General features: G+C 44.2%; 17 protein-coding genes. 7 read left to right on the top strand and 10 right to left on the bottom strand.

The window, feature by feature from the left end:
- Window positions 1-100: 100 nt before the first annotated feature.
- Complete coding sequence (locus tag DSL64_RS29605) at window positions 101-613, top strand: GNAT family N-acetyltransferase (protein ID WP_374755845.1); 513 nt, start codon at window positions 101-103, stop codon at window positions 611-613.
- A gap of 234 nt (window positions 614-847) precedes the next feature.
- Here the strand turns inward: DSL64_RS29605 and DSL64_RS24470 are convergent, their stop codons facing one another.
- Complete coding sequence (locus DSL64_RS24470) at window positions 848-3,604, bottom strand: DUF8487 domain-containing protein (protein ID WP_115833588.1); 2,757 nt, start codon at window positions 3,602-3,604, stop codon at window positions 848-850.
- A 101-nt stretch (window positions 3,605-3,705) separates the two neighbouring features.
- On the opposite strand from DSL64_RS24470, the gene DSL64_RS24475 reads away from it, so the two are divergent.
- The 6 genes from DSL64_RS24475 (at window position 3,706) to DSL64_RS24500 (ending at window position 12,741) form a co-directional block, all read left to right on the top strand.
- Window positions 3,706-4,581, top strand: coding sequence for a helix-turn-helix domain-containing protein (locus tag DSL64_RS24475; RefSeq protein ID WP_115833589.1), 876 nt, complete (start codon window positions 3,706-3,708; stop codon window positions 4,579-4,581).
- Window positions 4,582-4,973: 392 nt separating this feature from the next.
- Window positions 4,974-6,329: a sugar porter family MFS transporter gene (locus DSL64_RS24480; protein WP_115833590.1), complete on the top strand. Its 1,356-nt coding sequence runs from the start codon at window positions 4,974-4,976 to the stop codon at window positions 6,327-6,329.
- Between the two features lie 14 nt (window positions 6,330-6,343).
- Window positions 6,344-9,664, top strand: coding sequence for a DUF5107 domain-containing protein (locus DSL64_RS24485; protein WP_115833591.1), 3,321 nt, complete (start codon window positions 6,344-6,346; stop codon window positions 9,662-9,664).
- A 24-nt stretch (window positions 9,665-9,688) separates the two neighbouring features.
- A complete protein-coding gene (galK, locus tag DSL64_RS24490; protein ID WP_115833592.1) occupies window positions 9,689-10,837 on the top strand; it encodes a galactokinase in 1,149 nt (382 codons plus the stop codon).
- 14 nt (window positions 10,838-10,851) lie between these two features.
- Window positions 10,852-11,907 carry a UDP-glucose--hexose-1-phosphate uridylyltransferase gene (locus tag DSL64_RS24495; RefSeq protein ID WP_115833593.1) on the top strand — a complete coding sequence of 352 codons (1,056 nt, stop codon included), beginning with the start codon at window positions 10,852-10,854 and terminating at the stop codon, window positions 11,905-11,907.
- A gap of 51 nt (window positions 11,908-11,958) precedes the next feature.
- Entirely contained in the window at window positions 11,959-12,741 is a 783-nt protein-coding gene (locus tag DSL64_RS24500; protein WP_115833594.1) for a helix-turn-helix domain-containing protein, read from the top strand.
- A gap of 159 nt (window positions 12,742-12,900) precedes the next feature.
- Here DSL64_RS24500 and DSL64_RS24505 read toward each other — a convergent pair whose 3' ends face one another.
- The 9 genes from DSL64_RS24505 to DSL64_RS24540 form a co-directional block, all read right to left on the bottom strand.
- A complete protein-coding gene (locus DSL64_RS24505) occupies window positions 12,901-14,430 on the bottom strand; it encodes a capsule assembly Wzi family protein (protein ID WP_229217216.1) in 1,530 nt (509 codons plus the stop codon).
- 518 nt (window positions 14,431-14,948) lie between these two features.
- Entirely contained in the window at window positions 14,949-16,433 is a 1,485-nt protein-coding gene (locus DSL64_RS24510; protein WP_115833595.1) for an alpha-amylase, read from the bottom strand.
- 60 nt (window positions 16,434-16,493) lie between these two features.
- Complete coding sequence (locus DSL64_RS24515; protein WP_115833596.1) at window positions 16,494-17,408, bottom strand: AEC family transporter; 915 nt, start codon at window positions 17,406-17,408, stop codon at window positions 16,494-16,496.
- Window positions 17,392-18,912 carry an FAD/NAD(P)-binding protein gene (locus tag DSL64_RS24520; protein WP_115833597.1) on the bottom strand — a complete coding sequence of 507 codons (1,521 nt, stop codon included), beginning with the start codon at window positions 18,910-18,912 and terminating at the stop codon, window positions 17,392-17,394. Before DSL64_RS24520 ends, DSL64_RS24515 begins: the two co-directional genes overlap by 17 nt.
- A gap of 184 nt (window positions 18,913-19,096) precedes the next feature.
- On the bottom strand, window positions 19,097-19,312 hold the full coding sequence (locus DSL64_RS29360) for a hypothetical protein (protein ID WP_229217217.1): 216 nt from the start codon (window positions 19,310-19,312) through the stop codon (window positions 19,097-19,099).
- Window positions 19,313-19,315: 3 nt separating this feature from the next.
- Complete coding sequence (locus DSL64_RS24525) at window positions 19,316-20,035, bottom strand: cyanophycinase (RefSeq protein ID WP_229217218.1); 720 nt, start codon at window positions 20,033-20,035, stop codon at window positions 19,316-19,318.
- Between the two features lie 61 nt (window positions 20,036-20,096).
- Window positions 20,097-20,702, bottom strand: coding sequence for a DUF6134 family protein (locus tag DSL64_RS24530; RefSeq protein WP_115833598.1), 606 nt, complete (start codon window positions 20,700-20,702; stop codon window positions 20,097-20,099).
- 23 nt (window positions 20,703-20,725) lie between these two features.
- Window positions 20,726-21,556 (bottom strand): sterol desaturase family protein, encoded by an 831-nt coding sequence (locus DSL64_RS24535; protein ID WP_115833599.1) that lies wholly within the window; start codon window positions 21,554-21,556, stop codon window positions 20,726-20,728.
- Between the two features lie 350 nt (window positions 21,557-21,906).
- Window positions 21,907-22,929, bottom strand: coding sequence for a TlpA disulfide reductase family protein (locus tag DSL64_RS24540; protein ID WP_115833600.1), 1,023 nt, complete (start codon window positions 22,927-22,929; stop codon window positions 21,907-21,909).
- Window positions 22,930-23,115: the final 186 nt, after the last annotated feature.

Raw genomic sequence — 23,115 nt, forward strand, 5'->3', positions numbered from 1 at the left:
AGTTCTCAGAGAAAGTGGGCGATGGGATTGCATAAATCAAATACTAAAGCAAGCTGCGTAGAATTGAAATGCACCCCTTACGTCTGACAAGACAGCGAGAATTGAAATAGCGGAAGTAAAGCCGACACATCGCAAAAAAGGAATTGGAAAGATACTAACAAGTCATCTTCTCAAATTTCTCGCAGAGAAAGGAATTTGTGTTGTGGACCTACAATGTTCACCAGACTCTTCAGAACCCATATGGAAGCTTTTAGGTTTTGTAGAGTTTCCTGATCCACCTGAGCACTACAAGTTTAGCTCTGAAGACAACAAAAAACTCTATTCAATTTTGACGGATCATTTGCCCACAAGTTCTGTTCAAAGGACAGGCGAAGTAATTGAGTTGTGGAACAACGAGCCATACAAAACAACTAACAATATTCCACCGGCTTACGTTTGGAACCTAGAGTTCAAAGATGGAACAAGGAAATTAACAACACCAATTATTCATCCTGCGCATTACAAGTGGAGACTTCGTTGGAGCCTTAACGGCAAGACAATTAGGGACGATAAAATCAAACGCTTCAAGACCGAAATTGACTTTGGGACCTTTATCATCATTGATGAACTTTGATAATATGGTTGCACCTCTTTGTACAGATACAGTTATGGCTAACAAGAGGTTTATGCTATCTGGTTGTTTACTAATTAAAAATCATAAAGCACTTCTTCCTTTCATAGAGAACACCAGCACCATCAATCTGATTTTTTAATTAGTAAGCCATAAAACAAAAACCCCAGGCAATCCAACTGCCCGGGGCTTCTGTTTTCTGAAGTGAATCAGAGTAAAAAACCTCCGACACCCATTCTATTTCTTCTCTTTCCCCACCAGAATATCTTGCAAAGCCGCACTTGTCAATTCCGCTTTAGGCCTAAATTCAGATGTTTTCATATACTCCAGCAGACTGTAACGTAACTGCCGGGCAACAGGGCGGCTTCTCAAATCATTGCTGATATCAAAACTGCATACCAGCAATTTCCCTTTGCCAACGTTGGCTTCGAATATATTGGCCAGGTGCCGGTTGTTTGCAAAATTATCGATAGAACGTACAATCGGAGATATGTTATTATCTGGCAAAACGATAGCTACAGACTTCGTAGCCAACTCCCACCATTGCCAGTTCGTATGGTAATCAGTCGGAAATAAACTGAAAGCCGCATGTTTCGGATCACATAACAGACCCATCGCACCTGCCTGTTCCGGGAAATGCACCGGACTCCAGAACACCGGAAGAAACTTGCCCTCTATGCCTTTCAGTTGTTTGTAATCCGGATTAAGCAATACCGTTTTTCCTTCCTCCAAAGCGCCCAAAGCTTCCTGTAAAGATTGCGTAAAAACTACGTTCGTTTTTGTTTCAGGCAGTTTCTCAGGATACACCCATATATGCCAGGCGTTTTTAACAGGCATACCTTTCAGACTTAATGTGAGCGTCAATCTTGTCGCCTTTTTCAGAGAAGATAACTTCAGGCTGATCTCCCCAAGTACATGCCCATTTCCCACTTCAACAGCAGTAGTTTTCAGGTTTCCGCCAGCGATTTGTTTACCCGAATCGTCCGTGAGTGTCCATTGAGGCACCACATTTTTCAAAGCAGATGCGCCGAAGTTGGCAAGCTCTGCCGTGGCTTTAAAAGTTTCCTGATTGGTATAAACCGCCTTATCAAACCTCAAAAGGGGTACAATTGCTGAGCAAAACTGACGAAATTCTTCAGCTGACAAAATCCCTTTACTGTCCCAGAATGCATCCAGCAAACCGATATCTGCGGTTCCCTGTCCCGGAAAATCGTGTAGATCCAACAGCTGAATTCCGCTGGCACCCTTCGTGCGAAGTAACCTTTCCAATTCTTCTTTATATAAAATCGCGGCCAGTTTACCACTTGATTTCACAAAAGAATCAGCATAAGGTAACAATTCTTTTTTCTTCAAATCCTCGCGAATGGCGATCAGATTATTCGGCACCAGCACACCCGTATATTTGCCTATTTCCTGAATATTGGGATACACGGCATATTGCCCCACCTCATGCGTAACCAGCGGAACAGGAAGGCCCGTAAGCGAACTGGTATAATCCTCTTTGAACGAAGGCGACTTTTGGTTGAATATCCCCTGCCCTCTCAACCAGCCCAGTTTTGTTTGCTGCGTGATAAAAAAATCATCAGTTGGTTCCGGCCAGCTGCCATGAGGAGCCTGGAAACTATACGTGGTGGTTGCGTACAAGTGACGGGAATCGTCCTTCTTCAAGCGTGCAACCAGGGTATTCAAAAAGTCAAATCGTCCCTCCAGTTCATTACCCATCGACCAGAAACAAAATGAAGGATGGTTACCATATTCCCTGCCAATGCGGTCGGCTTCAGCAACAATGAATGCATCAGCTTTCGGATCCTCACCCACCTGCAAACTCCACATGGGCAACTCTACCTGAAGATAAAAACCGAGGGAATCGGCTACCTCAAATGCTGCCTTAGGAGGACAATAGGAATGAAAACGAATATGGTTGAGCCCGTAATTTCTTGCTGTTTCAAAGACCTTCAACCAACCCGATTTCTCAACCGGCGGATGGCCCAGCAAAGGGAATATCGCGCTTTCCAGAGTTCCCCGTAAAAACAGGCGACGTCCATTGATATGCAAAACGCTGTTTTCGTTCGATAGGTTTCTTACACCAAAAGTCGTTTCCGCCTCACTTTTTGCTGCAATTCCCTTACTTTCAAACTCAGCTTTCAAATGGTATACGGAAGGCGAGAACTCATCCCAAAGAGAGAAATTAGAGCTCAAACCATAATTGACATTAACGACTGCCTGACCCGGTTTTACACGAATACTTTCTTCCTTTACGGGCAAACTTTTTCCATTCAGGTAAGCCGTCAGTTTAAGTGTTCCCTGCTGTTCCGCACCGGTGGTATTCTCAAAAGTCAACTTCACTTCCACGGACTTAGACTTTCCGTCCGGATCTGTTCTCACATGCTGAATACTGATCGGATCCTGAGCCGTTAGCGACATTTCCCCCAACACCCCATTCCAGATTGTCTGTGTACCGTCGGTGTAGGCATGTGCCAGATTCTGATAGGTGATATCGTATTGTCTTGTATTGTTAATTCGTACCAGTATCGTATGCGTACCAGGCGTAAGCAGTTTGGTGAGATCATAACGATGCGGTGTCGTGAGGCTTTCCTGCTGATGCGTGGCTTCCTGCTCATCCACAAAAACACGACTTTGCCAAAGCACGCGCTCCAGATTCATCTCAATACGTTTTCCTTTCCAATTTTCCGGAATGGTAATTTTGCGACGATACCATGCAGTGCCCACAAACCGGTGTTTGCGTGCCAGCTGATACAACGACGCGCGGTTTAATGCCGGCTTAGTCGTCAGCGAATCGCCCAATCCCGCCTGATCTGTGGTGCCAGGCAACTGTATTTTATGAGGCATGCGGCGTTTCAGCATACGGTGCGAACCGGCGTCATCAATATCAAAGGCAACCTCCCATTCGCCAGCCAGGGATAAACTTTCCTGTGCTTTCGAAGTCTGGGAAAAAAGGGCAAATACTAGAAAGAGATATAGGATTCTTGACATAACAATTTAATTATAGAGTTGCAAAATTATCATACACCATCATAACTTTACATGGTTTTTGTTACGAAAAAGATGGATATTATTCTTATCGCACCACGGTTATGATCAGAAAAGAGGAAGGATTTGCAGGACAAAGAAGCGCTATTTTACCGGCTGATGCTATTCACCAGCTGGCGGCGCACCCATTGTGCGAATCGCTTTACATCACTGATATTGGCTTTTATCCAACCGCTTCATTTCATGATAGAGACCGATTTAGAGGGTCAGCACAACATATTCTGATTTATTGTGCTGAGGGCAAAGGCTGGTTCAAAACAGGAGGTTCCCGCTTTGTAGTAGGAGCAAATGAGTTTTTTATCATCCCTGCCAATCATGCACATTCCTACGGTGCCGATCCCGAAATGCCCTGGTCGATATACTGGATCCATTTTACCGGCAGACTTTCCCAAGACTTTATTGATTTTTTACAACTCCCTCCGGGGGCAGTTACTATTCCTCCCAGGCAACAGCGATTTGCATTGTTTGATGAAATTCTCTCCCATCTGGAAATGTCATTCAATGAAGAAAACCTGGTGTATGCCAGCAACGCCCTACGCCATTTTTTAACCACTTTTAAAAGTTCATTGGTAAATCCGATACCGGTTGCCATTTCGGGGCAGGACGCCGTGGGGCAAACGATAGAATACATGAAGCAAAATTTAAACCGAAACCTGACTTTATCCGAACTGGCAGGTATCGCCAATATGTCTGCTTCCCACTATTCGGCTGTTTTCCGTCAGAAGATCCAGAAGTCGCCTATCAACTTTTTCACTTTTCTAAAAATACAAAAGGCCTGCCATCTCTTGAAAGATACCCCTTTACGTATCAATGAAGTTGCAGATCAGCTTGGTTATCAGGATGCATTCCATTTCAGCCGTATTTTCACGGGAATGATGGGTATTTCTCCCAGGGATTTCCGGCGGAAGGTGACGGGTTAGATCAGTTTTAGGTTTTACTGATAGTGTAATTGATAGGATTTGTCATTGATAACTTCCTAAATAACTTATTATCAATATTGCAATTTGGTCGCCCGCGTTTCGACGGAGCTCAACGTGACAAACGCATGTCATTCTCAAAACACTTGTTTGCTCCATAAAATAGTTACTCTGTCTGATCAGGACTGACACCTCACCTGTTCTGCCAAAGTCTATCATAAGATTATGCAGGTTTTTAGTATTTTAATCCATTCCCCGACACAGCAAAACCGCTGATTTTTGCAGAACCAATTCTGATACCAAATAAACTCGCCTGAGGCATATGAAAGATTACTTCTTCATTTTTATGCTGAATATTGAACTGGCGAAAAAACTCCTTAACCTCTTTGAGCACAATGAGCATTGAAAATCAAAATCTTATCAAATACAACAGCGGCTATATTATAGGCATTTCGCTGATTTCAGCTCTGGGAGGATACCTGTTCGGTTTCGACTTTGCTGTTATCTCAGGAGCGCTGCCCTTTCTGCGAAATGAGTTCCAGCTGGATGTGTGGTGGGAAGGATTTCTGACAGGTTCGCTGGCATTGGGGTGTATTGTCGGCTGCATTTTCGCAGGCAAGTTATCAGACCAATACGGACGAAGACCTGGTCTGATCGTAGCGGCGGCCATTTTCGCGGTTTCGTCTATTGGAATGGCGTTAGCGGGAAATTTGCTTGTGTTCGTAGCGATGCGTTTTGCTGCCGGCATCGGAGTCGGGATGGCTTCCATGCTCAGCCCGATGTACATCGCCGAGGTTTCTCCTGCCGAAATGCGCGGCAGAAACGTATCTATCAATCAATTGACCATTGTATTCGGTATACTGATCACCAATCTGGTCAACTACTTTTTGGCTGATACAGGCCCGGAAGCCTGGCGATGGATGTTTGGGCTTGGTGCTGTTCCTGCAGTGTTGTTTCTGTTCGGGGTGATCTGGCTGCCTGAAAGCCCCAGATGGCTGATGATGAACGGGCAAGCCGATCGTGCATTGAAGATTCTTGCCAAAATCGGTAATGAGCATTTTGTATCAACTACCCGCAAGGCTTTGGAAAGCAATACCGTTTCAACTGCCCGGGCCTCTTTTTCAGATGTATTTCAAAAGTCTGTTCGCCCGGCGCTGGTTGTTGGTATTACCCTTGCGGTGTTTCAACAGCTTTGCGGGATCAACGTTGTGTTCAACTATACTTCCACCATTTTCGAATCCATCGGCGCAGATCTGGACCGTCAGCTGATGGAAACAGTGATGATCGGGATTGTGAATCTTGTTTTCACACTGGTAGCCATGTGGCAGGTCGATAAACTTGGCAGAAGGCCGCTGATGTTGATCGGCTCACTCGGACTTTCGATCACATACATTGCACTGGCTTTTGTCCTGCAAAACGGCGCAGCCCCGATCATTGTCTCCCTGCTGGTTCTGTCCGCAATCGCCATGTACGCTACCTCACTGGCGCCCGTCACCTGGGTTTTGATCACCGAGATATTTCCAAACCAAATCCGCGGCGTAGCTACTTCCATAGCAACTGTATCGCTCTGGCTGGCCTATTTCGTGCTGGTATTTACCTTCCCGGTACTCGCAAAAGTATTAGGCACCTATGGCCCGTTCTATCTCTATGCCGCCATCTGTTTTGCAGGTTTCCTTTTCGTGAAAACGAAAGTAACCGAGACCAAAGGGCAGACACTTGAAAATTTAGAAGACAATTACATCCGACACTAAAAAATACTGATATCATGAATCATGTTGAAATCTGGCAGGCGAAGGTGACCATTCCAACCTACGAAACCGGCGAGAGGGAAAGAAATCCTATGTTCTTTGAAAAAAGGGTTTATCAGGGAAGCAGTGGGGTGGTTTACCCTAATCCTGTGATTGAAAAAATACTCGACACCAGGGAAGATAAGGAATACACCGGGTTATTTCTGGAAAATAAATACCTGAAAATCATGATCCTGCCCGAAATCGGCGGACGTGTGCAACTGGCTTATGATAAACTGCGTGAGCGCCACTTTGTGTATTACAACCAGGTGATCAAACCTGCCTTGGTAGGTTTAACGGGTCCATGGATTTCTGGTGGGATTGAATTCAACTGGCCGCAACACCACCGTCCTTCCACCTTCGAAAATGTGGACTTCCGTATTGAAGAAAATCAGGATGGCAGCAAGACGGTTTGGGTGAATGAAATTGAGAAAATGTTCCGTACCAAGGGCATGGCAGGTTTCACTTTGTACCCCAACCGCGCTTATCTGGAAATTAAAGCGCAGCTTTACAACAGAACCAATTTGCCACAAACTTTCCTGTGGTGGGCCAACCCGGCAGTGAAGGTGAACGACGATTACCAATCGGTTTTCCCATCGGATGTCAACGCGGTTTTTGACCATGGCAAAAGGGATGTTTCCACCTTCCCCATTGCTACCGGAACGTACTACAAAGTTGACTATTCGCCGGGAACGGATATTTCAAGATACAAAAACATACCAGTTCCGACTTCTTATATGGCCATCAATTCGGATTACGACTTCGTGGGTGGTTATGAGCACGATTCCAAGGGCGGTTTGCTGCACGTGGCCAACCACCACGTATCGCCAGGCAAAAAACAATGGACATGGGGACATGGCGATTTTGGAAAAGCCTGGGACCGCAACCTGACGGACGAAGACGGGCCCTACATTGAACTAATGACAGGGATGTTTACAGACAACCAGCCTGATTTTACCTGGCTGATGCCGAACGAAGAAAAATCCTTTACGCAGTATTTTCTTCCGTATCATGAGTTGGGTGTGGTGAAAAATGCAACCAAAGATATTCTGATTAATCTGGAAGCTCAGGCCGGGTCTGCTCAGTTGCAGGTGCTTGTGACGTCGGAGCATCATAATCTGCGTATCGAACTGAAAGACAGTACCACAATCTACTTCGAAACGCAGACAGATATAGCGCCGGAGAAAATATTTGAGCAAATTGTAACGCTGCCGGAGCGTGCCAATACGGATCTTTTGACGCTGATCATTTCTGATTCGAGTGGCAAAGAACTGATCCGTTTTGAGCCAAAAAACAACAAGTCCAACGACATTCCAAGTCCGGCTGCGGCTCCCGGTTTGCCGAAAGATGTCGAAAACAATGAGCAGTTGTTTCTGATCGGCCAGCATTTAGAGCAGTACCGCCATGCGACCTACAATCCGGTCGATTATTATCAGGAAGCACTTCGCCGCGATCCCAAAGACATCCGCAACAACAATGCGCTGGGAAAATGGTATCTGCGAAGAGGACAGTTTGCTCAAAGCGAAGTCTATTTCCAAAAGGCCGTGGAAACTTCCATAGGCCGCAACCCGAACCCTTATGATGGCGAGCCTTACTACAATCTGGGGTTGAGTATGCAATACCAGGGATCGACCGACAAAGCTTACACAGCGTTTTACAAAGCAGCATGGTCGTCGGCTTGGCAGGATGCGGCCTACCTGGCCATTGCCCAAATTGACATCAAAAGGGGGAATTATACAGAAGCCCTTGAACACATCAACTTCTCGCTGGACCGCAACGCAAAAAGCTCAAAAGCTTATACCGTTAAGTCTGCGATTCTGAGAAAAACCGGGAAATATCAGGAGGCAATCGAAGTTTGTGAGAAGGCGATCAAACGGGATGGATTCAACCTTTCGGCCAGATATGAACTGATCAAGAATCAGCAGCAGATCGGAGCCGGCGATGCCGATTTATCCATAATCCAGACATTGGGCAGAAACGAGGTCAATAACTACATCGAATATGCACTTGACTATGTGGCGTGCGGACTTTACGAGGAAGCACTGGATTTCCTGAAACTGGCTCAAAGTGCGGATCCTTCGAATCCGATGGTCTACTACCATTTTGCAAGCGTTTACAATCTGGCAGGTAAAGACCAGGAAGCAAAATCCTATCTACAGCAAGCAGCAGTTCAAAAGCCCGATTACTGTTTTCCGAACAAGCTGGAAGACATTAGTACTTTGCAGTTTGCCATTGAAAATAATCCGGAAGATGGATTCGCTCCGTATTACCTGGGCAACCTTTTTTACGACAAAAGACAGTACGATGATGCGATTGTTTTGTGGGAAAAATCGATCCGGATAAATCCTGCATTCCCGACTGCGTTTAGAAATTTGGGTATTGCCGTTTTTAATAAGTTGAACAAACACGAACTTGCTTTGGGATACTTTGAAAAAGCATTTTCACTTGACCCGACCGACGCGCGTATACTCATGGAGGTTAACCAGCTCTACAAGCGTTTGAACGTGTCTCCCGAAGATAGGTTGAGCTTCTTGTTGAAACATCATGAAGCAGCTGAATTCAGAGATGACGTATATCTGGAATTGGCCGCATTGCACAACCTGACAGGGGATTATGTCAAAGCTTTCGACATGATCGCAGCACGCAAATTTCACCCTTGGGAAGGTGGTGAAGGTAAAGTTCCCGGACAATATATATGCTCTCTGATTAGTCAGGCGCTTGAAAACATTGACAGTGAAAATTTCCAGCCTGCTATCGCTCAGCTCCTTGCCGCGCAAAGTTATCCGCATAATCTGGGGGAAGGAAAATTACCTGATGCTCCGGAAAATGACATCAACTACTGGCTTGGAAGTGCATACGAAGGATTGGGCCTGGAAGACAATGCAAATACCTATTTCAGCAAGGCGACGGAGGGAAACAGTGAGCCTGTGGCAGCCATTTTCTATAATGACCAGCAGCCGGATAAAATTTTCTATCAGGGATTAGGATGGAAAAAGCTCGGCAATACTGAAAAAGCCGGGTCTATTTTCAGAAGATTGATTGAATACGGGGAGGCACATCAGAATGAACACATTACACTTGATTATTTCTCGGTTTCACTGCCTGATATGCTCGTGTTTGATGCTGATCTTGATGCCGTGAACCAGATCCATTGTTATTATATGATCGCTCTGGGTTACCTTGGATTGGAAAACTATCCGAAAGCGGATCAATATTTTAAACAAATTCTGCAAATGGACAAGTCGCATCAGGGAGCAATATTTCATGCAGGATTGATCAAAACTTTGTCTGCCGTTTAAAAATTCTATTGATTTTTTATAGAAATGCAAAATACCATCATACAGATTTTCAAAGATCTGTACCAGGGAGAGCCTGTGCTCTTCCGCGCTCCCGGCAGGATTAACCTGCTGGGAGAACACACCGACTACAACGAAGGATTCGTATTGCCGGCTGCCATTGACCGTGAGATTTTCTTCGCGATCAGGCCTAACGAAACAGATGTATGCAACGTGTATGCAGTGGATATGAAGGAGCAGGATTCGTTCCATTTAACTGATCCAGCCAAATCTGAACTTGCCTGGGCGAATTACATCCGGGGCACCGTTCAGCAGTTTGTGAAAGCAGCTTACGCAATTTCGGGATTTGATCTGGTTTTCGGAGGCAACATTCCACTGGGTGCAGGATTATCTTCATCTGCCGCGCTGGAATGCGGGACGGCCACTGCCCTTAACGAAATCTTTGAGCTGGGGATTCCAAAAGTTTCTCTTGCATTGATGGCACAAAAAGCGGAACATGAATATGCAGGCGTAAAGTGTGGCATCATGGATCAGTTCGCCAGCATTCACGGCAAACATTCGAACGTAATATTGCTGGACTGCCGTTCAGTTTCGTATACTTATCACCCGATCGACCTGACCCAATATACTCTACTGCTTTGCAATACGGGTGTCAAACATTCGCTCGCAGACAGCGAATACAACACACGCAGACAGGAATGCGAGCAAGGCCTTCAGACAATCCGCACCCAATACCCGCTTGTAGAAAGTTTGAGAGACGCAACTTCCGCCATGGTAATGACTTTGCACTATCAGCTCAGTACTGTTGTGTTTAACCGGTGTATGTACGTGGTTCAGGAAAATGAGCGTGTACAACAAGCCGTGAAAGCCCTCGCCAATCACGACCTGAAACTGTTTGGTTCACTCATGTATCAGACACATGCCGGTTTGTCTGAGTTGTATGAGGTGAGCTGCCCTGAGCTTGACTTACTCGTAGATCTGACTCTTGACCGGCCAGAAGTATCAGGCTCCCGCATGATGGGAGGAGGCTTCGGAGGCTGCACGCTAAATCTTGTTGAAACACAGCATCTGGAGTCGCTTACAGATTTCCTTAGCGAATCCTATCACCGAGTTTACGGTAAAATGCCGGAAGTATACCCGGTAAAAATTGTCGATGGTTGCAATCGACTCATTTAAACGAACCAAAGAAGATGACCACATTCGATCTTGCAGAACATCCTCACCTGAGATATAATCCGCTTACGGGCGAAAACGTATTGGTTTCGCCTCACCGCGCCAAACGTCCGTGGCAGGGCCAACAGGAAGAAACGGCAGCGGAGCAAAAATTATCCCACGATCCCAACTGCTATCTGTGTGCAGGCAACAAGCGTATGGGCGAAGAAATAAATCCGGATTATGAAGATGTCTTCATTTTCCAGAATGATTTTGCAGCTCTTCAGGACACTACGCCGGAAGGATCTTACGAGGAAGACGAGCTCATCAGAGTAAAAGCGGAGCGGGGAATTTGCAGGGTGGTGTGTTTCTCTCCAAGGCATGACCTCACCCTGGCAGAAATGGAGGTATCTCTAATCCGCAAGGTAATAGACGCCTGGCAGGAGCAATACATAGAACTCGGAGCAAAGGACTACATCAGTTATGTCCAGATATTCGAAAACAAGGGTGCGATTATGGGATGCAGTAATCCGCATCCGCACGGGCAGATATGGGCACAAAGCTCAATACCTTCAGAGGTTGCGAAAGAGACCTTCACTCAGGAAAAATATTTCGCAGAAAAAGGAAAAAGTCTGCTGTCCGATTATCTGAAAAAGGAACAAAAGCTGCATGAAAGAATAGTAGCAAGCAACGATAGTTTTACGCTGCTGGTGCCGTTCTGGGCAGTGTGGCCATTCGAAACGATGATTGTGAGTAATCGCCATTTTGGAAATATGACAGAAATGACAGACGCAGAGAAAGATGATTTCGCGGCTATCATCAAAACGGCTACTTCGGTTTATGACAAGGTGTTTGATATTTCCTTTCCCTACTCATCAGGAATTCATCAGACCCCGACCGACGGCGCATATCCTGGCTGGCATTTCCACATGCATTTTTATCCTCCGTTGTTGCGGTCGGCGAGCGTCAAAAAGTTCATGGTGGGTTATGAACTGATGGGCAATCCTCAACGCGATATCACGCCGGAAGTAAGCGCAAGAATGCTGCGTGAATTGTATGAGAACACAAAAGAGGAACCGGTACTGGTGGTTTAATTACAAAATCAGGTAACGAGGCTATTCAATCAAAACCGTTTCTGAATCAGGATGAAAAATACCTTCAGACAGAATGCTGTTCCAAAAATTCTTTGGGCAGGAAATGACCCGGGACTTTGCGATGATATCAGGCAAAGAATGTCAGGTTTTGGAGAAATACAAAAATGCGACTTACAACAATTCCTAAGGACGATTCAGGAAATCCGGCTCGACTTGCTCATCATTGGAAACGACGTTACTCATTCACAAGCCTTATTTACACTTGAAGAACTGAAAAGTGAATCTGCCAATGCGCACATACCGGTCATGTTGCTGGCAGATTCCACTTTTTTTGAGCTGGAATATTTGCATGCAGGAGCCGATCATTTTCTGGTTTGCCCTATCCGGCCCGATATTCTTTTTGCAAGAATTAAAACGATTCTGGAAAATCAGAGAAGATTAAAACTCCATTTCAGAAAACAAGCCGGTTTGCCGGACGAAGACATTGTCGTACAGGATCAGGACAAACTCCTCCTGGATAACGCCACACGAATCGTTGAGATGAATCTTGACAATAGCGCTTTCAATGTGCAATCTCTGGTGTACGAAATGCACATGAGTCAATCGGTTTTGTACCGCAGAATAAAAGAAATCACCGGTTGTTCGGTCATTGAATTCATCAAAACCATACGTCTGATGAAAGCAGCGCAGTTACTTCATCAGCCGCATGCCCGGGTATCGGAAGTAGCCTACATGGTGGGAATTGAAGATCCGAAAAATTTCCGTACTTCTTTTCAGCGTAAGTATTGCCTCTCTCCTTCTCAATACGCAAGAATGCATCGGTTGCAAGGCTGATCCTGCTGCAGGATGGCGAACATTCAAATAAGATGCCCCTTTTCAGGAAAACTATGCTCCCGGCAGTTTACAGTTATATATGGACGTTTGCCGAAAATATACATAAGTATGTAGCAAGACGAGCGGTGAGTCCACTACAAAATATAAGGCTTGCGCAACCTAATTCCGCCCTCTTTCCGACCTGTTCTTTCCGGTTGTAAAATCCTTCCGAAGTCCGATCATTCCCCCGTAGGAAGTCCTGTAAAGCTGTCCGATATCAGCAGCAAAGGAAGCACGAATTGTCATTCCTTCCAATGTTTTAATTCTACGTTGTAAAGAGATCAGCCCTGAAAACTGCTTAATGGTTTCCGGAAATGGTGCGTCGTAAGTACCAATATTGGTTGTGTAGGACAGCTTGCTCACCCAGAAAATATCCTCCAGCAATCTTCCCCTCAAACCAGCATGAAAAGCAGAAACTCTGTTGTTGCTTGTAAAAAAGTCGGCATATTTTGGCCAGCGAAATTCGGTGTCTGATGTCGGAGAGATGAACGGGGTACCAATGCCCCGATTATAATAAGACCATCCATCACGGATTTGTGAATTGTTGAAGTAGTTGTCTCTTCCAAAATCCCCACGTCTTTTTACATAATTTTCAACGTTGAATTCCGGCCCACCCTGATCTTTGGTAAAAAGAAACTCAAATACTGCTTCTGTTACTTCGAATGCAGCACCGTACGAATTGTTCCTTCTGATTCTTATTCCGTTCAAACCATCCCGCAAGTTTGTCAAAGCGTACAGTGTACCATCTTCGTAAATATTCTGACGATAAAGAAAAAACGAAGTAGCATATGTTTCAATCTCCATACCTAAATCAATCGTTCCCAAGTGATTACCAACCCTGTTACCATCATCAAAATCATTCACAATCGCATTGGCATCACCCGGCTTACCAGTAATAATACGGTAATAGTTAGCCCATCCTTTCGGCATCTTTCCATCTATAGTCAGATAGGGCGACCTTCCTCCCCATTGAACCTGATGATTAAATCCGCCATACAATTTGACGCGTGAATGTTTCCTTCCCAGCCTCACATATAACATCTTCTGATGTAATTTCAAATTACTGGTCGTTTGTCTGTCACTTTCAAAATGCCCTTCAGAATAAAATCCATTAAAGGAAAGTAATCCATCTGTAAATGGAATAGAAACAAATCCGATTGTACCAATTTGTATTTTTGGAATCGGCATTGCATTGTTAGACCAAATATAAGATCCGCTTCCTATTGTTGAATCGGCCAATCCGACCCATTGCTTTTTTCTACCGACAAAAAGCTCCCAGTTTTTAAATTGAACAGCGCCATTTATTTGCGGAAACATTATTTCATTTCGCGCTGATGCATTGGCTGCAATTTCGACTGCACTGCTAAAACGCCAGTTTGAATTTTTTGAACCTATAGGAACATAATAAGCAAAACCGCCATAAAAATTAGCTAATGGTGTATGATCAGGAATAATACCAAACTGATTGGTTTTGAGCCAGAATGGTGTTCTTCCGGAGGTACTGACCATACCGGAAACCTCCGCAAAAATTGCTGTTGAATCTCTGCCCTGAGGTGATTCAGGAGTTGTAGTTTGGCTAAATACAGAATGAGCCAGCCCGGTCGTACATAGATATACGACAGCCCAAAGGAATATTTTTCCTTTATTCATACACGTTGAAAGTAGCACCTGTCTCTCTAAATCACATAAGAATAATTGGTAATATTTATGTAATTATACAGAGAAACAGAGGAGGGTTGAGTAATAATTTATTTTATTAACATTGAGATCATATTATCTCAATGACTTTTATTAATAGCTAATATCTATAATTAATTCGAACTGGAATTAGAATAATGTCACCTATATAACGAACGCAAATATAGAGTATCAGCAAAAAACAAAACACCATAATTATTCATTTTAATGATAGAATATTAACTAGTAAAATGAGACAAATAAATTCTAGAAAAAAATATCCAAAGGTGACTTGCAGGTTAAAATATATCTGCTAATGCTTTAACGGTATATTAATAAACGTTATTGATATATGGCCGATTTGGGTTTTATCCTAACACACATTTTACGCAGGGAAGTAAATTCGGGGGAACATAACTAATTAGAAAGCAGGTGCGAACAGATCAGTATCTGCCAGCACCTGCTTCAGTTTTATTTACACAAATGATGAGCTACTGAATACACCAGACACTCACCGAGCGTCCATTAGTCCTGAACACACCATTACCTTCTTCGTCAATTGTCACTGTTTCTGATACGTTTCCCAGGTGATCGGAGAATATCTTTCCCGCATGTTGAGTTCCTACGAACATCGTTTTCTCAGCATCCTCATGGTTGGACAACAGTACCGCACAGACCGAGTTTTCATGCTCTTCGTCACCCTCTCTCGTCCAGCCAATGCACTGCGGTTCTTCGAAATAATCGTGCTGCGGACCATAGGCCAAATGCTTTCTCACGCGAAGCAATGCTTCCAGCTGAGGCATACTTTCCATCACAACCTTATGTTCCTGACCATCATTTCCGGTATCCGTATATTCTGAACCGTACAAATCAGTATAAAAAACACATGGATAACCGGCCTCCCTTAAAAGAATCAATGCATAAGCCAGCGGTCTGAACCAAGGTTCTACCGGCTGTTCCAATGACTGCAATGGCTGGGTATCGTGGTTCTCTACCAGCGTTACGGCAAGGTCTGGCCGAACCTGGACAAGCGTGTTGTCAAATATGGTTCTCAGGTCAAACTGTTCATTTTCTTTGGATGCCTTATAAAAATTACCTTGTAATGGCGCATCAAAAAGCGACATCCGATTCTCCGTAGCATCTATGTAAGCAAGAATCGAATCCAGATCATACGGCGACCAGTATTCTCCAACGGTAAACAGTTCCTTTTGAAATCTGTTGCGCAAATGATCAAGCCATTCGTTAAAAAATGTGGGATCCATATGTTTGATCGCGTCAAGGCGGAAACCGTCACACCCTGACGTCTCTGTGAACCACTCTCCCCAGTTTTTCAATTCCTGTCGCACATGTGGATTCCTGAAATCTATGTCCGATAACATAAGATAATCGTAATTCCCGTTTTCCAGATCCAAAACATCCTGCCAACCTTCGCCATATTGGTTTTGTATACTATATATGGCATTCTCCTCGGTTCCAGCGTTGTAGTCTACTCCTGAAAAACACTGATAATCCCAGACAAATTGAGAATACCGGCGGTTTCTACCCGGAAAAGTAAATTTGGTATAAGCTTGTATTTCAAAAGTATCACTGACAAACTCTGTTCGATTGTCTGGTACAACTTCCTTCACAGGCACGGTTTCTATCTCATCAGCCCCGCCCATGTGGTTAAGCACTATATCGCAATAGACCTGTAATCCAGCTTCTTTCCCTGCCGCAATCGCTGCCAGAAACTCTTCCTTTGTACCATATTTGGTTCGTACGGCGCCCTTCTGATCAAATTCTCCCAGGTCATACAGATCATAAGAATCATAGCCTGTGGAATCCGGGCCGGCCATTCCTTTGTGTGCCGGAGGCAGCCATACAGTGTCAAATCCAATTTCTTTCAGGTGCTTCGCCTGATTTTTAAAATGATTCCATAGTGAACCGTCGGCTGGTAAATACCACTCGAAGAACTGAAGCATTGTAAAATTTTCCATCTGGTGTTTTTAGTTCGATACTGTCGGGACACATTAAATAACTGTACCCGACAAAAAACACTACCCCATTATCAGAGTGGCGATCGACACCAATATTACAGACAGTATCATGGAAAGAAATACAAGTAAAGACGATTGCTCTTCATCGGCTTTCAAAAATGCCGCAAATACCGTCACATTAGCGGCAACGGGAAACAAAGGAACCAGTGCAAGCATTCGAATATCGTCCTCTTCCACATTACCGGCTATTGACGAAACCGCCAGGATCAGCAACGTTACAATCACAGCAGCCGCAATAGTCCTGATCCCTAATATTCTGGCAAAATAAGGGAAACGAATTTTACTAAAATCCACATTCCCCAATTGTAGCCCCACGATGAACATCCCGGCAGCGGATACGATAAAACTGACTACATTTAAAGCCGGCTTCACCACTTCCGGAGTTTCGACCTCAAAAACCTTACAGATAACCCCGGCTACAAATACATACAGAAAAGGAATGCTCAACACTTCCCGTCGTGCGCGCTTAGGTGAAAGCTTCGTTTTAGCAACCTGGTAGAAGCCGATTGTGTCCCCATACAGGGCTGAGCCCAGGTAAATACAGATTAAAACACTTACGCTATCTTCGCCAAACAGTGCCTTCACTATAGGTATGCCAAAAAAAGCGATATTGAAAAATGAAAACGAACTTCTTAGCAAAAGAGGATCCGTCTCGGTCGCAAACTTACGCTGAACGGGAATCGCCAGATAATTCATAGCCAAAGCCAGTAAAAAGGTGACTATCGGAAGTGTCACCAACTTAGATGGTTCTGCATCGAGCATGTTCGTAAAAACAATCAGTGGCAGCAGGACATTGATCAACGGTTTGGACACATAATCTGAGTTGAATTCAAATTTTCTGCCAACCACATAGCCCGCCAGAACAAATGCCATAACCGGCAAAAGCTCTCCGTATAATTTAAGCAGGTTTTCCAATGATCTCGCTGGTTAGGTGGCGGCAAAGTTTACCAATCATTTGCACATTGAACCAAACGGCGTTCACATCCAGCAGCATACCATTCGTGATATGACCTACTGCATAAAAACCGCTGGTACTTTTTCCGTCAACCGTTACCTGCATCGTGTCGGGGTTGATGCGTATTCCTCCTACCGGATCAGGTTCAATGAGTTCATCCTTCGCCAGATTTTGAATCAATTCCGATTTCATCATCTTAACCGCAGAAGCAGGACCTGTTGCATTGATCAAATACTTTTCATTTGCAAGTTGCTCTTTTCCGTAAGTCAGCTTAAAGGATTTCGATTTTTTGTCAAAGTCTACAGATGCCAGATTTGGTATAATTGAAAGTCTGTCATCACTGAACAATTGCGCTATCCGCTTTGCATTGACCAGCGGCATACAATGTCGGTTGATGCCCCAAAGGCCACCCAGCCATTTCTTGAATTTAAGTTTTTCCGATTCCTCCAGCCACTTCCACATTTGTGTACTGTCGTAGCGGAGCGAGTAAGGAATATTTGTAAGCGCATCACCACCTTTTTTGGCCAGAGCGATATCTGCTTTTAAAAGTGTTGCTGCATCTTTTCCGGTTCTGGCAGTTGCCTTCCAATCTATTTTTTCACCTTCCAAATCCTCCACCTCTTTCATAAACAAGCGGAGCATATCCTTTACAGTTGGTCTGCGCAGCTTTGTCCGTTGTATTTCGTGGAGGTTTCTCAGTGTGATATACTTCCTCTCCGGCATGGGTTGGTCATCGGGTTGCACTCTTGGCAAAAGTCCGTCGAGAGAATAGCAGGTAATTTTTCCTGTGTAGCCGTTATCTTCCAGTGTCATCAGGGCATCAATGGCACTCAAACTGGAGCCCAGAATTCCCACCTGTGCATCTTTGGGGATTTTTTTCAATAGAGGGGCAGACGGCCAGGGAGAGGCAAAATAAGTACTATGTGTTTCAAGTTCTGCGTAGTTATTTGCAATTGGGGTACCGGGAGCAAGAAGGACAAAATCACTTTGGTGTGACTTCCCATCTGCCAGGTGAATCTTAAATCCTGATTTCAGATTACTGATACGATCCGCCTCTGCATGTATCACAGAAACCTGCATCCCTTCTTTTTCTGCCAGTTGCAGATAATGTTCAAACTGACTTTTCAGATAATCTCCGTAAAGTCGGCGTGTTGCGAAAGCTTCTTGTTGACCTTGATTATCAACCACTTCAGACCCTACCTGTGATTCATTTTCTATCAACCAATCGCTGAAATGTTCGGGCTCGTCTACATGGATTCCCATCAGATCGGCCTGGGTGTTGAGTATATGTCCAGGTTGACTGGTACCGAAGGCCAATCCCTTTCCTACCTCTTTATTTTCTTCAATAATAGTAATAGAAATACTCTTGTGAAATCCTGCGATGCGCAATTGGAGAAACAGTTCCACAAATGCAGAAATCCCGCAAGCGCCGCCTCCAATAATCGTAATATTTGTCTTGCTCATGTACAATGTTGATAAAGTCCATAACACCCCGAATCCGGGATTACGAACACTATCAGCAAAGAACCGTGCTAAGCCGGAGCAAATGCGGGCACGAGCAATTTAGACTTGCCTGAAAATAACGACGCCCCGACTTCGTCAGTCAGGGCTCATATCATCTACAGTCAGATACTGACAAACTCCCAAATCATCTTCCCTTATTACCGGATGCAGTATCTGCTTCTTTCTTTCCGGTAGATTTTTCAATGACCTTCCGCTCTTTCAGATCATATTTTTGTCCTTCATGTAAAAAGAAAAAAGGGCCACTGCTTGCTGTGTTTACTTCTTTGCCATCCACTACATGCGGAATTCCCTGGCCTACAATTGTATTGTAATCATAAACAGCCACATAGGAACGCCCCACCACCTAAAACGTATCCTTCTGTACTACAATCGCAGTCGCTTCATCCAGACCAATCCCGATGTATTCCGGCGCATTTTTCACAAAATCCACCAGATCAAATTGCCGGTTTCTACGCAGCAAATGCTGATCGATCACCGAATTCTTTAAAAATGCCAAACCTTGTGTATGATCTCCAACAAGAATCTGAGCACCGCGGGTATCGCCGCGCCATAGAAATGATCCCTGTATACTCGCTCCGGCTGACGTTCCTGAGATAACCCCTCCCCTGCTCAGCAAATCCTGAAATGCCTTGTGCGTGAGGGTATTCAGAAATGAATCGGCTATGCGCCACTGCCGACCTCCGGCAATGTATACGCCAGTCGCCTTTTTTAGCGGCTCCACAAATTTCTCGCTGTTCGCTTCCAGCAGATCGTTGGTATGAAGCAAGGTTACATCCTGAATGCCGGTTTCTTTTTTCACCAATTCCACCGAAGCAGTATTAAACGCTGCTGAATCTCCGCTGGCCGCAGTAATTACTACAATTTTAGCTTTTTGCTTTCCACCAGCCAATTCCGTAAACCTCTTCCAGATCTCCAGCGTTGCCCCTCCTCCGCCGATGATAATCAGTGATCCGTTTTCCGGGCCGTGTCTGGTTGTCGGACTTTTACCAATTGTGATTGGTGTTTGCGCTTGCGCACTACCTGTTACGACCGTCAGAATAAACAGAATTAGAAATTTTCTCATGAACTTTATTTCGCTGTACATCAAATGTGCTTTCTGCAAAGATACTTCCGGAAGTAATCACTTACCTCGCCGCCAGCCGCACATCGCGTTTTACAATCCTGACCTTTACGCCTGACAACTCTGTCTGTACTTCCTGACAGTCACCACTTGTGTAGGAATAAATACTCTGTTTCCCATTTGGCAAACTGATCGCGTAGCGACTTTCACCGACTTTTCTGAGCGCACAAAGTTTCCCGTAGCGTTCGGAATAGACCGTCTCCAAATCGACAGGTTCCTGATAATACAAGTTGGTAATGGTAGTGGCAATATGTTGAGTCAAATGTCTGGATGCTCTCTCTTCTCCGGAGAAATCTACCTTGTAGTTTTTATTTGCGACAAAAGTAGTGACAGTTTGCTGCTTTCTTTTTCCATTGACATGGTGTTCTGTCACCGAATTTCTGAGTGCGCCATCAGAGAAATTATTTTCACTGAAAAATGTGCCGGAATAAAACGGGACCTTGAATTCAGCTTCAATGCGCTGCTTTTTTACGTCATTCTGAAAGTGGTATACTTTTACTCCGCCGATAGTATGACCTGCCACGATTACATCGTAGTGTACTACCTGCGAGAACGAGAAAGCCGGCACAGCCAAAAGCCACCACAGTATTATTCCGGTTCGGATTTTCATAGAAGTAATTTCTGAGGTTTCAGTTATTCTGATAATTCGCTGCGGTGATCTTTCGACTTAAAGAGCGGATAGCCCAATTGTACGTACCAGGGCTCTTCGTGGTAATCTTCCAGACCAATATGTTCCGAAAACTCCCGGGTAATTTTTCCGGTTCCGAATAGCATATCCCAGATAAAGAACATATTACCATAATTTCCATTGATTACACCAATACCATCTACATCAGTAGCGGCATGGTGCGCATGGTGTGTGGCCGGTGTGGAAATCGTTCTTTCCACGACCCACATAACCGGATGAAGCCACTTGATTTTATACAAAGGTTTATCCCATCTGATACTGGAATGTGCTGAAATACCAATCAGCGCCTTGAAAAAATAACCGATGATAAATGCCTGACCGAATCCAAGAAAAATAAGAACGGTAGAAACTATACGTGAAGGAAACAACAGCAGATATAACCAGGAATTACGTCCCGTCAGAAACACGCTCATTTCCGGCGCAGTATGATGAACCCGATGTGCTTTCCACAGCCAGGTGTACGTATGCGCTGCGCGATGCCACCAGTATTGTGTGAAGTCTTCCAGCAGGCAGGTTATTATAATTGCTGCCCAAAGTGGCACAGATTCAAATACATTATAATAATCAGGGAAGAAATAATTTAACACGTAAGCAGTCAGCAGGAAACTGATGGGACGTGTGATTGTACTAGAAAGGAACAGACCTGCAATGTTGATATACCATTCATTTTGCGACCATTTGCCGCTTTTGTACAAACCTGTAAAAAATTCTGCAAGACTGATCACTACAAAAAGAATCAGTATTTCGTAATAGACGAGGCTTTCTGTAAATCGCATAACGATACAAATTTTTGAGTAAAAAGAAGAAGATGATGATGGGATAGACAAGGGAAGTCTACCCCTGACAGCAGTCCGCCGAAGAGAAATAATTTACCACCAAAATTTCAAATGGCGGAACTGAACCGTCTGAGGAATGTGAGTCCGGAAGAATATCCGGGAAGGTGTGTATCAACAACAACAGGATGACCGTTGCCTAAATGCCAGTGATTTTAAATTGCCTTTGAGGCTCTTCTGCCGGGATGTCAACAATGTTGGTTTCATAGATTCGAGCAGTTAGCGGATAGCTTTTAATGCTTAGCTTAAAACGTACAATTATGAATAGCTAAAAAGACGTATATTGTAAAGAGTTATTTTGATGATTTAGTAGCGGAAGTTGTTTTGCTATTCAGCAATTCTTCCAGTGTTTTATGTAAATCCTCACCTTTCAGGTTTCTTGCAACAATTTTCCCTTGCGGATCTAAAAGGAAATTGGCAGGTATTGCACGTACACCGTATAGTGCCGCAGGTTCGCTATGCCAGTACTTCAGATCTGATACCTGGGTCCAGTTCAGGCCATCCTTTTCAACTGCCTTTTGCCAGGCTTCCTTAGTCTTATCAAGCGAGACACCGAATACATCGAAGCCCTTGTCTTTAAACTTCTCATAGGCGCTTACCACATTAGGATTTTCCTTACGACAAGGTCCGCACCATGCAGCCCAAAAATCGACCAACACGTATTTACCGTAATGATCTGATAACTTCACAGGCTTGCCATTCAGGTCGTTAGCGGTGAAATCAGGAGCCTGCTTTCCAATAGCTACCTTATCCAGGGTTACAACCAAATCTTTGAGTGTGTGTACATATGCTGTCTTATGCAATGATGGATCAAGCAAGGCAATGTTTTGCTGAATCTGTTCAGGTGTGAGCCGGTATGCAAAGTTGCGGTAAAGTACATAGGCTGAGACAATTGATTTGGGATTTGTTTTGATAAACTCATCAATTTTCAGATCCCTGGTTTTCTTATACTGCTCAAATAAATCCTGAGCTGGCGACCCGCTCACCATACTGTTTTTGTAATACGCCGCCGTATCCAGAGAGACTGTTACCTTATTCGTATTTTCTAAAAACAGAAACAATGGTGCGCTCTTGCTATTGATCGTAAGACCATATAATTCAGGCAATTCCACAGATGACTTAAGCTGAAACTTACCGCCTTTAATGGCTACCGAATCAACTGAATAAAAGATCTTCTCTTTGAACTTTTGCAAATAGACATAACCGGATTGTACACCCGGCACCGTGCCTTCGATAGTAACCTGCGCAGGTTTGTTCTGTGCTAAAAGTGTCTGCCCTGCAAATAGTGCCGCTGCCAGAAAAATACGTGATTTCATATTTATTAGTCTATCAATATTATAGATTTAATAGACAAAAGTATTCAGTCTCCGTTGCACTTACAAGTGTCAGACTGAAATTTCGGGTTACGTACCTAAAAAAATGGCTCAAACCAGGCACAAATCATAACCTTACCATTATGCTCCTTAAATGTAACAAATATAAATTTTCATAGTTACCATTTA

The organism is Dyadobacter luteus (genome assembly GCF_003383615.1).
In the GTDB taxonomy this organism is placed as follows: domain Bacteria; phylum Bacteroidota; class Bacteroidia; order Cytophagales; family Spirosomataceae; genus Dyadobacter; species Dyadobacter luteus.

Coding starts and splice junctions, on each gene's coding strand:
- DSL64_RS24520 (WP_115833597.1), bottom strand. CDS start 18,912: ATGAGCAAGACAAATATTACGATTATTGGAGGCGGCGCTTGCGGGATT.
- DSL64_RS24500 (WP_115833594.1), top strand. CDS start 11,959: ATGAAAAATACCTTCAGACAGAATGCTGTTCCAAAAATTCTTTGGGCA.
- galK (WP_115833592.1), top strand. CDS start 9,689: ATGCAAAATACCATCATACAGATTTTCAAAGATCTGTACCAGGGAGAG.
- DSL64_RS24505 (WP_229217216.1), bottom strand. CDS start 14,430: ATGAATAAAGGAAAAATATTCCTTTGGGCTGTCGTATATCTATGTACG.
- DSL64_RS24480 (WP_115833590.1), top strand. CDS start 4,974: ATGAGCATTGAAAATCAAAATCTTATCAAATACAACAGCGGCTATATT.
- DSL64_RS24510 (WP_115833595.1), bottom strand. CDS start 16,433: ATGGAAAATTTTACAATGCTTCAGTTCTTCGAGTGGTATTTACCAGCC.
- DSL64_RS24540 (WP_115833600.1), bottom strand. CDS start 22,929: ATGAAATCACGTATTTTTCTGGCAGCGGCACTATTTGCAGGGCAGACA.
- DSL64_RS24485 (WP_115833591.1), top strand. CDS start 6,344: ATGAATCATGTTGAAATCTGGCAGGCGAAGGTGACCATTCCAACCTAC.
- DSL64_RS24535 (WP_115833599.1), bottom strand. CDS start 21,556: ATGCGATTTACAGAAAGCCTCGTCTATTACGAAATACTGATTCTTTTT.
- DSL64_RS24495 (WP_115833593.1), top strand. CDS start 10,852: ATGACCACATTCGATCTTGCAGAACATCCTCACCTGAGATATAATCCG.
- DSL64_RS24475 (WP_115833589.1), top strand. CDS start 3,706: ATGATCAGAAAAGAGGAAGGATTTGCAGGACAAAGAAGCGCTATTTTA.
- DSL64_RS24470 (WP_115833588.1), bottom strand. CDS start 3,604: ATGTCAAGAATCCTATATCTCTTTCTAGTATTTGCCCTTTTTTCCCAG.
- DSL64_RS24525 (WP_229217218.1), bottom strand. CDS start 20,035: ATGAGAAAATTTCTAATTCTGTTTATTCTGACGGTCGTAACAGGTAGT.
- DSL64_RS24530 (WP_115833598.1), bottom strand. CDS start 20,702: ATGAAAATCCGAACCGGAATAATACTGTGGTGGCTTTTGGCTGTGCCG.